The organism is Rathayibacter sp. AY1F3 (genome assembly GCF_002931975.1).
In the GTDB taxonomy this organism is placed as follows: Bacteria; Actinomycetota; Actinomycetes; order Actinomycetales; family Microbacteriaceae; genus Rathayibacter.
In genome coordinates, this window is sequence record NZ_PSVF01000008.1 from 33,642 (window position 1) to 47,236 (window position 13,595).

Consider the following 13,595-nt stretch of genomic DNA (forward strand, 5'->3'; position numbering starts at 1 on the left):
GGGACCGTGGGGAGCGGAGGCCGAATGGGCGCGCGTAGTCACCCCGACGAGCGAGGTGCTCCGTGGAGTCTAGCACCAGGACGGCCGCCTCCCCCGCTGCTGCGGGAGGGCGGCCGTCGGGGCTCGGAAGACCGGTGCTACTTGCGCGCCGACTTCATCACGGTGCGGATGTGCAGGGTGTCCATCTCCTCCAGAGAGCGGCCCTTGGTCTCGGGCACGAACATGAAGACGAAGACGAACGAGATCGCCGCGAAGGCGGCGTAGAGGCCGTAGGCCAGGGTGAGCGACACGTCCTGCGAGAGGATCGGGAAGGTCACCGTGATGGCGAAGTTCGCGATCCACTGGGCCGAGGCCGCCAGGCCGAGGGCGGCCGCCCGGATCCGGTTCGGGAAGATCTCGCCGAGGAGGACCCACACCAGCGGGCCCCAGGTCGCACCGAAGAAGACGACGAACGCGTTCGCCGAGACGAGGGCGATCGGCCCCCACGCGCCGGGCAGCGAGACGTCCTCTCCGCTGATCGTCGACTGGCTGAAGGCGATGGCCATCAGCGCGAGCGAGACGGCCATGCCGGCCGAGCCGACCAGCAGCAGCGGCTTCCGGCCGACCTTGTCGACCAGGAAGATCGCCACGAAGGTGACGACGACGTTCACGACCGAGGTGAAGACCGAGATCGCGAAGGAGTTGGACTCGTCGAATCCGACCGCGCTCCAGAGCGAGGTGGAGTAGTAGAAGATCACGTTGATGCCCACGAACTGCTGGAACACCGACAGCAGGATGCCGACCCAGACCACGGGGAGCAGGCCGAGGGCGGGACCGCGGAGGCTGGAGCGCTTCGCGTTCTCGGAGTCCTCGTCGATCTTCTTCTGGATGTCCGCGAGCGCCTGGTCGACCTCGTCGCGCGGCGTGACCGTCGCGAGCACCGCGCGGGCGTCCTCGGAGCGGCCGCGGGTCGCGAGGTAGCGGGGCGATTCCGGCAGGGTCAGGGCCAGGAGGCCGTAGATGACGGCCGGCACGGCGCACGCGATGAACATCCAGCGCCAGGCGGCGACGCCGAACCAGAAGGGCTCGGAGGCGCCGTCCGCGCCGTTCGCGATGAGGGTGTCCGAGAGCAGGGCGGCGAAGATGCCGAGCGTGATCGCCAGCTGCTGCAGCGACGCGAGGGCTCCGCGGATGGCCTTGGGCGCGATCTCCGAGATGTAGGTCGGAGCGATCACGGAGGCGATGCCGATGCCGAGGCCGCCGACCACGCGCCAGAGCACGAGGTCCCAGACCGCGAACGCCGCGCCGGCGCCGATGGAGGAGATGAAGAAGAGCCCGGCGCCGAGCAGCATGACCTTGATGCGGCCCCAGCGGTCGGCGAGGCGGCCCGCGAGGTACGCGCCGAGTGCGCAGCCGAGCAGCGCGGAGGCGACGGCGAAGCCGATCAGCGCGGCCGAGAGCTGGAACTCGCCCTGCACCGCCTCCACGGCACCGTTCACCACCGACGAGTCGAAGCCGAAGAGGAAGCCACCGACCGCCGCCGCGATCGCGAGGCCGATCACCTTCCTCTTCAGCTTCGCCGCCGAGGGGTTCGGGATGTCCGCTCTCCCGCTGGTCGTGTCAGATCGTCCGCTGGTCATGGTCGTCTCCGATTCTCGCCGCCGGTGGGGGCGGGGTGCCGCTCCCGAGCCGGATCACCGGCACGTTACTCCTCGCCGCGGCACCGCCGGGACGGGTTGCGCTCTCCCCCGGCCGATGTCCTCCCTCCACAGCCGGGCCCGTCGCGCTCTCCTCCCCTGATCCGCTCGGCCGACCACCGGTCCCGAACCGGCTCCAGGAGGGTGGCCGCATGCTCCGATCCCGACTCCTGCGCCCGGGCGTGTTCGCCCTCGCCGCTCTGCTCGTCGGGGCGCCTCTCGGCGCCTCGCCCTCCGGCACCTCGTCCCCCGGCCGGTCCGACCCGCGGTGGACCTCACCCGTCCCGGGGTTCTCCGTCGTGGAGCCGTGGGGCGCGCCGGCCCACCGCTACGCCCCCGGGCACCGCGGGATCGACCTCGCGGCAGCGGCCGGGCAGCCCGTGGTCGCCGTCGCGGCGGGCACCGTGTCGTTCTCGGGCAGGGTGGTCGACCGGTCCGTGGTGAGCATCGTGCACGCGGACGGTCTGGTCTCGACGGTCGAGCCGGTCGACGGATCGGTGACGGCGGGGCAGGTCCTCACCGCGGGCCAGCCCGTCGGAGCAGTGGGTGCGAGCGGCCACTGCGACGGGAGGTGCGTGCACCTCGGCGTCCGCGAGGGTGGCGACTACGTCTCGCCGATGCGGTTCTTCGGCGGGATCCCCCGGGCGGTGCTTCTGCCGATGGACGACGTGGCGCAGGGTGTTGAGCGAGTGGCGCGGAAGGGTGCGTCCGGTGACTCGCGCGTCCGGTCAGGCGCGGGGGTGGGCGAGGCGGTAGGCGTCGCGGATCCGCTCGGTCGAGACGTGGGTGTAGATCTGCGTGGTGCCCAGGCTCGCGTGGCCGAGCAGCTCCTGAACGGCGCGGAGGTCGGCTCCGCCGTCGAGCAGATGGGTCGCCGCGGTGTGGCGGAGCGTGTGCGGACCGGACGGTCCGGAGCCCTGGCCGCCGTCGAGGAGCCTCGCCACGACGCCGTAGACCGTGCGCGGGGTGAGCCTCGCCCCCCGTCGGCCGAGCAGGAGCGCGCGGCCGCCGTCACCGGTGGCGAGAGCGGGACGGGCGCGATCGAGGTAGGCGACGAGCGCCTCCTTCGCGGGCACGCCGAACGGCACGACCCGCTGCTTCGCGCCCTTGCCGGTGACGAGCACGGTGAGCCTGCCGAGATCGACGTCGCCCAGGTCGACGGCGACCAGCTCGGAGACGCGGATGCCGGAGGCGTAGAGCAGCTCGACGATCGCCAGGTCCCGCAGCGCCACCGGGTCCTCTGTCGCGCCGCGCGCCGCGACCGTGTCGAGCACCTGTTCCGCCTGCGGGAGCGTCAGGACCCGCGGCAGTGTCCGTCCCGACTTGGGCGTCTTGAGGCGTGCGGCGACGTCGAGGGGAAGCCGCTCGGTCCGCTTCGCCCAGGAGGAGAAGGAGCGGACGGCCGCGGTGCGCCTGGCGAGGGTCGCGCGGGCGATGCCCGACTCCGACTCTCGCCAGAGCCAGTCGCGCAGCAGCTCGAGGTCGAGCTCGGCGGTGAGGAGCCGCCCCTCCTCCTCCGTGTGGGCGATCAGGCGCGCCAGGTCGGAGCGGTAGCCCTTCGCGGTGGCGGGCGAGAGGGACCGCTCGTCGAGCACATAGCGGAGGAAGTGCTCGACCGAGTCGGCGAGCGTCTCGCCGGTCATGATCCGTCCGGCATCCGCGACCAGAGGTCGATGCGCCCCTGCTCGTCGAGCCCCTCGAGCCGCTCGATCAGGTCGGTGCCGAAGCGCGTCGCGATCGGGGCCGGTGCCGTCGGCACGAACGAGGCGGCCACCGTCTCCGGGTGGACATGGACGAGCGAGAGGCTCTGCGCTCCGTCGACGCCGGCGAGCTCCCGCTCGGGTGCTCCGAGGTCCATCGTGTAGCTGGTGGCGCCGGCGACGAGCACGGGCACGCCCGCGAAGGTCGCAGCCGTGGGGTAGTGCAGGTGGCCGCCGAGGATCGCGCGGACGTCGGTACCGCGCACCATCTCCTCGAGGCGGTCGATCCCCCGCAGCTCGAGCACGGTCATCGCGCCGAGCGGCGTGGGCAGCGGAGGGTGGTGCAGGGCGAGGATCGTCCCCAGCGGGGCCGGTGCGGCGAGCTCGTCCTTCAGCCAGGCCAGCTGGGCGTCGGTGAGGTCGCCGTGGTGGAAGCCGGGCACCGCGCTGTCGAGCGCGATGAGCCGGAGCCCGCGGAGGTCGACGACCTGGTCCACGGGTCCCGCGCCCGCCGGGTCCTGCTCGAGGAGCACCCGTCGGAAGGCTCCCCGCTCGTCGTGGTTGCCCATCACCCAGACGATCGGGCAGCCGAACCGCTCGCCGATCGGGTCGAGCTGCTCGCGCACGCGCCGGTAGGCGTCCTCCTCGCCGCGGTCCGCGACGTCCCCGGTGACGACGATCGCGTCCAGGCGTCCGCCGCGCTCGACCAGACGGCCGACCGCCTGCGCGAGGCGGGCGACCGTGTCGACCTTCCCGTAGAGCGGAGCGCCGTCGGCCAGCAGGTGCGTGTCGCTCAGATGCGCGATGACCCTGTCGGCGGCGCGGAAGTGCCCGAGCCGCGGGCGCTCCCCGCTGTGTCCTGCTGCAGTGGCGTCCATGCCGCTCCCCTCGCCGATGCCCCTTCAGCGTAGGGCGGACCGCCGACAGCGCCGCGGCGGCGGGGCCGCTCACCCGGGTGCCCGCTCCCAGTCCCCGTCCTCGGAACGGTGGACGCGTCCGTCGGCGAGGAGCGCACCCAGCGCCGATAGTGCCGAGTCGAGCGATTCCCCGGAGAGCCGGGCGACGGTTGCGGCGTCACAGCCTCCTTCGGATTCGACGACGGCCAGGACTCGCGCCTCAGTCGCGGTCAGCGATCGGCACGATCCGTCAGCGTCGCCGACGGCGAGCAGTTCGAGCACGTCCGCCGGCGAGGTGACGCAGGTCGCCGCGTACTCGCGGAGGAGCCGGTGGCAGCCGGCGGAGGAGGCACTGGTGACCGGGCCCGGGACCGCGCCGAGGGGACGGCCCAGGGCAGCCGCGTGGCCGGCGGTGTTGAGGGAGCCGGAGCGGGCGCCGGCCTCGACGACGACGGTGCCCGCGGTGGAGGCGGCGATGAGGCGGTTGCGCTGCAGGAAGCGCCAGCGGGTTGGGGTTGTGCCCGGTGGGACCTCGGTGGCGACGGCGCAGCCGGGTGTGGCGATGATGCGGTGGAGAAGGTCGGCGTGGGCCGTCGGGTAGAGGCGGTCCGCTCCCCCGGCGAGGAAGGCGACCGTCCGGCCTCCGGAGCCGAGGGCGGCGCGGTGGGCGACCGCGTCGATCCCGAAGGCACCGCCCGAGACGACGGAGACGCCTCGCGCCGCGACACCCGCGGCGAGCTCGGCGGCGACGTGCTCGCCGTAGCCGGTGGCAGCGCGGGCGCCGACGAGGGCGAGGCGGTGCGTCGGATCGAAGGCGGCAGGATCACCGCGCAGCCAGAGCAGGAGTGGCGCGTGCGGCCCGAGGTCGTCGAGCGATTCGGGCCACACGGGAGCCCCGGGCAGGAGCAGCCGGGCGCCGAGTCGCTCGGCGATCTCGAGCCGGCGGAACAGCAGCCTGCGGTCCAGGCGCGGTCGCCAGCGCGCCAGCCCCGACTGCAGGGCGGCGACCTCGGAGTCGAGGGGCGCGAGTGCCGCGCCTCCTTCGTCGGAGGGAGCGCGATGCGGGGACGCGAGGATCTCCTCCGCGGACGACGAGGACACGACGTGGGCGAAGGCCTCGGCCGCGCCGACCCTCTCGATGAGGAGGGCGGCGACGGAGTCGCCGGGCTCGGTCAGCGAATTCCAGCCGCATCGGGCTGCAGCGTCGACGAGCGCGCTCCGAGCACAGCCGGACTCGCCCGAAGGCTCGCCGTCGGCAGCCGAGTCCTGATCGGCTGAACCGCTCGGCAGCAGTCGACGAACGGCGTCGAGCTCCGCGGCGTCGAAGAGCGCGTCGGGCCGGATCACGCGGCACCCCCGCGGAGGACGAGCGCGCGCGCGAGGTGGGCGGCACTCGGCCGGTCGGCTGCGTCGAGGTCCGCGAGCGTCCAGGCCAGGCGCAGGACCCGGTCGTAGCCGCGCATGGTCACCAGACCTCGCTCCAGAGCCCGGTCGAGCGTGCGGGACTCGGCACTGGTCGGGCGCACCGGGTCCGAGCGCAGCCAGGCGCCGGAGACCTCCGAGTTGAGCGTCCACGGAGTGGAGGCGAGGCGAGCCGCTGCCAGGGACCGCGCCGCAACGACACGGGCGCGGGCCTGCGCCGTCGACATGCCGGACGTGTCTCGACGTGCGGCCAGCTGAGCCGCGCTGATGCGGCGGACCGTCAGGCGGATGTCGACGCGGTCGAGCAGCGGTCCGCTGAGCCGCGCGAGGTAGCGGCGGCGGACCGAGGGAGCACAGGTGCAGGTCTCTCCGGGGATGCCGAAGCGGCCGCACGGGCACGGGTTCGCCGCGAGGACGAGCTGCACCCGCGCGGGGAACTCGGCGACGGCGTTCGCGCGGTGGATGCGGATCACGCCGGATTCGAGCGGCTGGCGCAACGCATCGAGGGCGACGGACGAGAACTCGGGGGCCTCGTCAAAAGATCTTGACGACTCCACGCAGGAGGCCCATACTCATGTTTAGTAATACCGATATGAAATACCCGATCAGCCCCACTATCGACAGCCCCCAGCGCCCTGCGGCGATCTACGTTCGCATCTCGAAAGACCGTGTCGGTGCTGGTTTAGGCGTCGAGCGCCAGGAGACGGACTGCCGGAAGCTCGCAGAGCGCGAAGGCTACGACGTCGTGACCGTCTTCAGTGACAACGACGTCAGCGCCTACAGCGGCAAGCGGAGGCCTGGCTACGAAGGGCTACTGGCAGCGATGCGTTCTGGCGCCATCGAAGCCGTCTTCGCCTGGCACACGGACCGAGTGCACCGCCGCCCCACTGAGCTAGAGCCGTATATAGAGGCATCGGACCAGTTCAACATCCCGACGTTCACGGTGCAGGCCGGCCCGCTCCGCCTCGACTCCCCCAGCGGCCGCATGGGTGCTCGCATCCACGGTGCGGTCGCCAGCTACGAAGTCGAGATCGGCATCGAGCGCCAGAAGGCTGCCAAGCTCCAGGCTGCACAGAACGGCGAGTGGAGCGGTGGACAGCGTCCGTTTGGATGGCTCAAGGGATCGATGATCATCGACGAGTCAGAGGCTGTCATCGTCCGCGAGATGATCGACCGCTTCATTGCCGGTGACTCTTGGCGGACCATCGCCCTCGACCTCAACGCTCGCAAGATCCTCACGCAGCACGGCAAGGGCTGGAACGCCTTGAAGGTGCGAAATGTTGCGATCCGGCCTCGCAACGTCGGCATCCGCGACCACAACGGCACCGCTCAATACGCAGCGAAGTGGCAGCCGCTCATCGACCAGGAGACCTGGCAGCGACTCCAGACCGCCATCCTCGTGAGCCAGAGCCACCACAAGCAACGAGGACCGTTCCGCAAGTTCCTCCTCCTCGGTTTCGCCTACTGCGGTCGGTGCGGCAACCGCATGAACAGCTTCAGCAAGCAGCAGCGAGACGGTTCCTTCACCCCGAGCTACCGGTGTCGGGCTATGGACGATGAGAAGGGAAGGATCGGCTGCGGCAAGGTCTCACGCATCGGCGGAGCGGTTGAAGACCTCGTGAAGGAAGCCGTCCTCTTTCGCCTGGATTCGGATCACCTCGGACGCCTGGTGGCGGCATCGTCCAGCGAGTCGCCAAAACTGCGGAAGCTCCTCGAAGAGCGCCAGCAGCAGGAGGCCCGTCTCAAGGAGATCCTGAACCTGTACGGATCTGGCACCCTGACCTACGACGAGTACCGCTCGGCCAAGACCGCGGCCTCAGCCCGCCTGGCAACGCTCGGCAGGAACATCGACGCGATGACGGCCGCTTCTGTCTTCGTCACCGTACCCAGCGGGACCAGTCTCCGCGACACCTGGGACAGCGCCGACCTCCAGTGGCGACGGCAACTCCTGGACCTCGTCGTGGACCGGGTCTGGATAGACCCGGTCCCGGTCGGACTGAAGCAGACGCGATTCAAGCAGTGGGTCTTCAATCCGAAGTACGTTCGGATTCAGTGGAAAGCCTAGCCGCGGACCTTTCTGCCTCGTCGAACCGAGCCATCATTGCTGCTTGATCTCTTGCCGCTTCCTTGAGATAAGCCGCTTCCAGCGACTCCGCACTCGTCTTCTTGACTAGGCGATCCTTTTTGTACAGATCTTTCATCATGTCCATCAACGCGAACTCCGACTCATCCTCTAAGAAAACAGAATGATGGAGGAAGATCTTCGCAAACCTTAGATTATGGTCTACTACCCACTTCGCCCCGGTATCCTCTTCGTCGAAACGGAGGATGCCCCGGTCAATCATCAATTCGAAAACCCACAGCATATTACGGACCGACCGGCGTAGGTAGGCAATCTCTAGTTCGTGGTCAAGAACAAGTGGTTCGATGGCCTTAATCTTGCGGCCCTCGTCCTCGCTCGTACCCGCGAAAATCGCGTATTGGTGCTTCAGATTGCCTTGCTTCTTCCACTTGGCAGCGTCGGCGAAAAGACGACGAGCTAGAACCCGCATGGCGCGCCGCTCCCAGCGCCGAATAGTGTCGTCGCTGAGCGGATTTACGGACTCGACAGTCTCTTTCATGGCAGTACGTCTGCGCGACAGAGCCGCGCCATTGTGATCAATAGCCAACGCAAATCGCAGCGCTCGAACGTACTTGTCGTCATCCATTCGGTCTAGTTCTCGAGTGACCCGAGACATCAAGTAGCGCGGATCATCATTCTCATACGCCCGTTCGATATTGCGACCAAGGGCAGACATGCGAACTTCCGACATGCCCTCTTCCTGAATGAGTTCAAGCAGGTCGTCCTCGATGTCGTCGGCCGTGAACTCCAGGTTGTCATCGTCCATGTGTCCATCTTAGACGCCGAATCTCAGTTTGCAACCCTGGTGCAACCTGAGTCTTGCCAGCTCGATCCGATGCTGGTACGGTCTGAGCCAGGGCTTGCTACGAGGAGGCTGATGGGCCAACTGAGAACGGCAGGCAGAGGGAGGCCAACTTGAACGACTTCATGCACCGGTTCCACGCGCTCAGAGCCGCTGGGGACAGGCAGGAGGACCCGCCCGGTTTAGCCATGCTTGAGAAGATCGCCGGCCACCGCGTGCTGGACAGCGAAGCAAGCGTCCAGGGTCACTACCGCCGCACCCGAGAGATTCACCGGGACGCCGCTGGCAACGTTGTTCGCGACATCGAAGTGATCGATGAGCTCGTTGCCCCACACATCCGCATCACCACGCAGAACTACGAGTGAAAGAGAGATCATCTTGACCCCAGACATCGCAGCAGGCGGCTTGATCCTGCTCTTCATCCTCATCGTCGTCGCCAGCATCACCGGTTTCGGTGCCTTCTTGATCGTGAAGGCACACGGAGCAGCAACTCGCTTCGACCGCAACCGAGCCATCGAGCGGGAGCTGATCGATGGAGTCCGTGACGCTGCTGCTCAGCAGAAGGCGGCCGAGAAGCTGCTCCCGAAGTTGAAGCGAGACGGTCGGCTCTAAGTGCGTCGAGCCTGGAGCGCACTGTTCTTCCTCGTGGTGGCGGCGATCCTGCTTCAGGTCGCCGCCGCCGCGGTGGAGCCGTTCCTTCCGCTTCTCGGCGGGGCAATCGCGGTCTTGATCATCGTTGTCGCGATCTTCGGCACGATCAAGCTGATCAGGATATTCACGCGAAACTATTGACGATTCTTAGGAGTGGTCGCACAGTGATGGGCAGCAACTATGCTGCCCATCACTGTTTCCACTCTCGTTCTTCTCGCTTCTACTTCAATGGTGGTGTCTACCGTAATGTCTAAACGTCAGCGCAATCTCGATGCGGCTCGTGTCGCCTTCACAATCACATACCCGTCCGGAGTGAACGAGGACTCCATCGCGGCCTGGCTCGAGACCCTGGCGGGGTCGCTTCGGAGCAGGTGGCTCGACCCCACCCCGTCGATCGTCTTCGAGACTCGAGCGACAGACAAGGGGATCGTCTTCAACTTGACGGTTCCCTCGAACGCAGCGGACCACGTCGAGTCTCAGCTTCGAGCAAAAATCCCGGGGATCAACCTCACCCGGATTGAGAGGGCGGCACAGTCCTTCGACGCCGCGGTCGAGATCGGCATGCGCTCGCCCTCGCGTCAGCTCAACGTGTCAAACCCCAAGAACCTCTCGACCTCAATCCTCGCGAGCATCCAGGCGCTCCTCCTCGGAGAGCAAGTAGTAGTGCAGTGGGTCATCTCAGCCGCACCACGCGCTCCGATGCCTGCCAAAGACGGAGCGCGCCGGTCGAACGAAGCCTCGATCAAACAGGTGATCGCTGGGGCTCAGGAGGCCGGCAACGACGAGCTCGAAGACCGACGCAAGAAGCTCGGTGGTGTCAACTACCTCGCGATCGGACGCATCGGGGCGAGCGCTCCGTCAGTCCCCCGCGCACAACAGCTGGTCGCGAACACCTTCGCCTCCATGTCGTCCACGTCCACGCACGCGAACCATCTGACGAAGCGGAACGGGAACGCTTCAGTCATCGGCGATCAGATCAACCGAGCTGCGACGCCTCCGATCTTCCCAGCGCAGGTGACAGTCGGTGAGCTCGTCGGGCTCGCCGCCTGGCCCATCATGGACCCGTTCATCTCGGGTCTCCCGCTGGGCGGAGTGCGCCTCATCGCCGCAGGAGAGCACGTCTCCCGCGAAGGCCTCGTCATCGGAACCAGCAACTTCCCCGGTCACGGACGCCCCATCGCCATCGACTGGCCGTACACCGTGCACCACACCTACGTCGGTGGGCAGAGCGGGACTGGCAAGACCAGCCTCCTCGCGGAGATGGCCAGGCAGTTCATGGAGCACGGGAACGGTGTGTTCTGTGTAGATATGAACAACAGCGGCTCCGCGGAGACTCTGGCGAACCGGATCCTCGACTTCATACCCGCCAACCGCATCGACGACACGATCATCATCCGGCCCGCCTTCAACACCGGTGCCGCGGTGGGCTTCAACCTGCTCGATCAAGGGAACCCCGAAACGGTGGCGCGTGACATCGAAGCACTGATGACCGCGCTGTACAACGACGTGCAGGGAGTAAACCTTCGCAAGCTTCTCTTCCACGGCATCCAGACCCTCGTTGAGGCGGGTGGCTACACGTTGAACGACCTACCCTTCCTAGTCGCTCCTGATTCACCAGAAGAGGAGGCCTGGGCGTCGTCCCTCATGGACAACGTCCGCGATGCTGACCTAAAGCGCTTCTGGGCGCTCTGGAAAAGCAAAGACAAGAGGCTGCGTACGAACGAAGCCGCTCCACTCCTCAACAGGTTCTGGCAACTCACCGCCCGTCCCGAGGCCCGCGACCTCTTCGGACAGACCCGTAGCTCGTTCACAATGGACGAGGCCGTCAACGGCAACAAGATCGTCGTCATTGACCTCGCGGGGATCTCGGACGACACGGCTCTTCCCATGGCAACACTGCTCATCAACGCGCTGTGGACCAGCGTGAATCGGAACCGCGCTGAAAAGCCGAACTACCTGTTCCTCGATGAGCTACAACTCACGGCGAAGCTGCCGGTGAACATCGACGACATGTTCAGAAGGGCCCGCCAGATGAACCTCGGGGTCAACGCGGCCACTCAGTACATGGAGACGATGGACCACCGCATCAAGGCCGCAATTCCAAACACGGTTCGAAACCGCATTATCTTCCGAAGCGGCAACTTCGAAGCGCGAATGTGGCGAGACGAAATGGATCGCAATCTCGTAGGCGAGTTTGATCTTCAGAATAACGAGCCGTATGAAGCCTTCGCCCAAATCTCGACCAAATCAGGAAGGCCGACCCCTGTGTCGATCCGAGCTATTACGCCAAGCCCTCCCACCGGCACCCGTCAGCACGTTCTCGAGCGAAGCCGGCGACTGTACCTGCGGTCGAGCGACGAGATCATGCGCGAGGGCATCGCCAGACGAACTGCCGCGCCGCCGAAGCGCAACAACAAGCCAGTCCCTGACATGGGGATCCGCGAGTGGAAGGACGACGAGGATGGACGACACTGAGCGCCTGATCGAGGACATCACCCGTAAGACGTACGAGCTGGAGTCGCTTGGTGACCGGCTGACGTCGGAGGCACGAGAGATGCGACGTGCGGCTGACCAGGTGCGGACCACCATCGTCCGCATCACCGGTGACGACGAACCGCTCGACTACAGCAGCGGCCTTCGGGACGTCCTTGACGCGATGACGAACGGGGTCGAGCGGGAAATCCAGTACCAGGTCGACCTGCTTCGCGACCTGGCCAGCTCCATCCAGTAATGACGAACGCCCCGCGCAACCACTGCGCGGGGCGTTTGTCGTGTCACGAGCTAGTGTGCGGCTTCGTACGCCTCGATCACCGTCGAGGGGATGCGACCGCGGTCTGAGATCGTGTGGCCGTTGGACTTCGCCCACTCGCGGATGGCCTGAAGCTCCTTCGGGTTGCTCTTCTTGGCAGACGAGTTGGACGGCGCGGAAGACGCGCCTGCGCGCCCGCCAGTCTTGCGGCCGGCGTCGATGAACGTCGCCAGCGCCGCGTGAAGCTGCTCGATGTTGCTGTCGTTCAGGTCGATCTCGTACGACACTCCTTCGAGAGCAAAGCGGACGGTTCCGCCCTTGCCATCTTCGATCGGGTTGCCGTCGAGGTCATCGACGAGTGTGAGCTTCTGAGCCATATCAGCCTCCGGGTAGTGAATGGTCGACCATGACTATACACAAATTCGCATTGAGAGCCGCCCTAGCGCGCTTGAATCGCCGAACGTCTCTAAGACCCACGTCTGCGCTTGCACAGGCTTCACCGCGCCCTGAGTGACCTTGCAGCGCACTTCTTCCCAACGTCTGACGGTTTGCTTAGACTGCGTTCATGGATTGGCGCGAGTCGAGGGACGCCCTACTGGCCGCCGTGCCACATCCTCCGGGGGATCTTCTAGACCAGCACGGGCCGGGTCTGTACGCATGGTGGGACCTGTCTGGAGCGCTGGCACCGTTCTGGCCGGCTGAGCTGCTCCCGGTCAAGACCGAACGTCCGATCTACATTGGTTTGGCCAGAACGACGCTGGCGCTGCACGCTTCGGAGATGCACCTGCGGTCAACGCGACGGTCAGCCCTGCGAAGGGCGCTCGTCGCGCTGCTCGTGGACGAGCTGGAGTTGAGGGACCAGATAGCCCCAGGACCGGGCCAGAAGTTTGGGCTGACGGAAGAGGGCGACTCGCTCCTCACCTTCTGGATGGCGAACAACTTGCACGTGACGTGGCACGAGACGTCGGATCCGAGGGCCGAGGAGCGGTCGATCGTAGGCGAACTTGCACCACCTCTAAACGACGCGTCCGTCCTCAATCTATTACTGCTAGTTGAAAGCTCAGCCAAAGATTCGAAGTAGCTCGCGGATGCCGACAACGAATTGGTCCGTAGTGGGCTCTCTCCAATCACCACGTCCTTGGACTGCAATCCAGTGTCCCTCTGGCTTCCAGTCTCTACGGAGCAGCCGTTTTTTACCGTGGATCTCATGTCCGGCGGTGCTACTGTCGATAGAAGATCGGTAGGCGGCAGAAATCCGGTAGGTACTCATTAGCACCCACCTTGCTATGCTTGCGAACTCATCGTTTCCACGCGTAGTGAAATACCAGCCCTCGCCGAGCTCTTCGCCCGTGAACGAAGGAGAGATCTTTCTACCCCTTCCATCCAGCAGGCGCTCCGTCGCGTAAACCTTTTGCGGTTTGATATCGGCGTCGATGATTGCGCGGATCGCGTCCGATGTCGCTGTTGATATCCCCTGGCGATCCGCAGCCAATGCGTGCTGGTCTGCTTCGAGACGCTTGCTCTCGAACTGATGCATGTGCTCCCGGTGTGCTCGCCAGTTGTCGAAGGTCATGGAC

The 13,595-nt window shown here is 66.4% G+C and carries 15 protein-coding genes and 1 pseudogene; 8 read left to right on the forward strand and 8 right to left on the reverse strand.

Annotated elements, in window-relative coordinates; genetic code table 11:
• Positions 1-137: 137 nt before the first annotated feature.
• Positions 138-1,619, reverse strand: coding sequence for a sugar porter family MFS transporter (locus C5C39_RS06735; protein ID WP_104352954.1), 1,482 nt, complete (start codon positions 1,617-1,619; stop codon positions 138-140).
• A gap of 209 nt (positions 1,620-1,828) precedes the next feature.
• Here C5C39_RS06735 and C5C39_RS17970 point away from each other — a divergent pair.
• Positions 1,829-2,233 (forward strand): annotated as a pseudogene (locus C5C39_RS17970) (murein hydrolase activator EnvC family protein); the annotation flags it as partial.
• 171 nt (positions 2,234-2,404) lie between these two features.
• On the opposite strand, the gene C5C39_RS06745 reads toward C5C39_RS17970, so the two are convergent.
• The 4 genes from C5C39_RS06745 to C5C39_RS06760 all read right to left on the reverse strand — a co-directional run bounded on the left by C5C39_RS06745 (position 2,405) and on the right by C5C39_RS06760 (position 6,251).
• Positions 2,405-3,319: a tyrosine recombinase XerC gene (locus C5C39_RS06745; RefSeq protein ID WP_104352955.1), complete on the reverse strand. Its 915-nt coding sequence runs from the start codon at positions 3,317-3,319 to the stop codon at positions 2,405-2,407.
• Positions 3,316-4,254, reverse strand: coding sequence for a phosphodiesterase (locus tag C5C39_RS06750; RefSeq protein ID WP_104352956.1), 939 nt, complete (start codon positions 4,252-4,254; stop codon positions 3,316-3,318). Before C5C39_RS06750 ends, C5C39_RS06745 begins: the two co-directional genes overlap by 4 nt.
• A gap of 69 nt (positions 4,255-4,323) precedes the next feature.
• Positions 4,324-5,619 (reverse strand): DNA-processing protein DprA, encoded by a 1,296-nt coding sequence (dprA, locus tag C5C39_RS06755; protein ID WP_258075790.1) that lies wholly within the window; start codon positions 5,617-5,619, stop codon positions 4,324-4,326.
• Complete coding sequence (locus C5C39_RS06760) at positions 5,616-6,251, reverse strand: ATP-binding protein (protein WP_104352957.1); 636 nt, start codon at positions 6,249-6,251, stop codon at positions 5,616-5,618. Before C5C39_RS06760 ends, dprA begins: the two co-directional genes overlap by 4 nt.
• Before the next feature lie 17 nt (positions 6,252-6,268).
• Between C5C39_RS06760 and C5C39_RS06765 the strand changes: the two genes are divergently transcribed.
• Complete coding sequence (locus C5C39_RS06765; protein ID WP_104352958.1) at positions 6,269-7,759, forward strand: recombinase family protein; 1,491 nt, start codon at positions 6,269-6,271, stop codon at positions 7,757-7,759.
• Here C5C39_RS06765 and C5C39_RS06770 read toward each other — a convergent pair.
• Positions 7,722-8,582: a hypothetical protein gene (locus tag C5C39_RS06770; protein WP_104352959.1), complete on the reverse strand. Its 861-nt coding sequence runs from the start codon at positions 8,580-8,582 to the stop codon at positions 7,722-7,724. The genes C5C39_RS06765 and C5C39_RS06770 overlap by 38 nt on opposite strands.
• A gap of 149 nt (positions 8,583-8,731) precedes the next feature.
• Here C5C39_RS06770 and C5C39_RS06775 point away from each other — a divergent pair, with 149 nt between their 5' ends.
• The 5 genes from C5C39_RS06775 (at position 8,732) to C5C39_RS06795 (ending at position 12,000) form a co-directional block, all read left to right on the forward strand.
• On the forward strand, positions 8,732-8,983 hold the full coding sequence (locus tag C5C39_RS06775) for a hypothetical protein (RefSeq protein WP_104352960.1): 252 nt from the start codon (positions 8,732-8,734) through the stop codon (positions 8,981-8,983).
• A 13-nt stretch (positions 8,984-8,996) separates the two neighbouring features.
• Positions 8,997-9,230, forward strand: coding sequence for a hypothetical protein (locus tag C5C39_RS06780; RefSeq protein WP_104352961.1), 234 nt, complete (start codon positions 8,997-8,999; stop codon positions 9,228-9,230).
• Positions 9,231-9,263: 33 nt separating this feature from the next.
• Positions 9,264-9,410 (forward strand): hypothetical protein, encoded by a 147-nt coding sequence (locus tag C5C39_RS17450; RefSeq protein WP_181136337.1) that lies wholly within the window; start codon positions 9,264-9,266, stop codon positions 9,408-9,410.
• Positions 9,411-9,581: 171 nt separating this feature from the next.
• Complete coding sequence (locus C5C39_RS06790; protein ID WP_104352963.1) at positions 9,582-11,744, forward strand: type IV secretory system conjugative DNA transfer family protein; 2,163 nt, start codon at positions 9,582-9,584, stop codon at positions 11,742-11,744.
• Positions 11,731-12,000, forward strand: a complete 270-nt coding sequence (locus C5C39_RS06795; protein ID WP_104352964.1) for a hypothetical protein — start codon at positions 11,731-11,733, stop codon at positions 11,998-12,000. Before C5C39_RS06790 ends, C5C39_RS06795 begins: the two co-directional genes overlap by 14 nt.
• Positions 12,001-12,050: 50 nt before the next feature.
• Here the strand turns inward: C5C39_RS06795 and C5C39_RS06800 are convergent, their stop codons facing one another.
• Entirely contained in the window at positions 12,051-12,395 is a 345-nt protein-coding gene (locus C5C39_RS06800) for an Lsr2 family protein (RefSeq protein WP_104352965.1), read from the reverse strand.
• Positions 12,396-12,583: 188 nt separating this feature from the next.
• On the opposite strand from C5C39_RS06800, the gene C5C39_RS06805 reads away from it, so the two are divergent.
• Positions 12,584-13,099 (forward strand): GIY-YIG nuclease family protein, encoded by a 516-nt coding sequence (locus tag C5C39_RS06805; RefSeq protein ID WP_104352966.1) that lies wholly within the window; start codon positions 12,584-12,586, stop codon positions 13,097-13,099.
• Here C5C39_RS06805 and C5C39_RS17195 read toward each other — a convergent pair.
• Positions 13,079-13,591, reverse strand: coding sequence for a hypothetical protein (locus C5C39_RS17195; protein ID WP_146083885.1), 513 nt, complete (start codon positions 13,589-13,591; stop codon positions 13,079-13,081). The genes C5C39_RS06805 and C5C39_RS17195 overlap by 21 nt on opposite strands.
• Between the last annotated feature and the right edge of the window lie 4 nt (positions 13,592-13,595).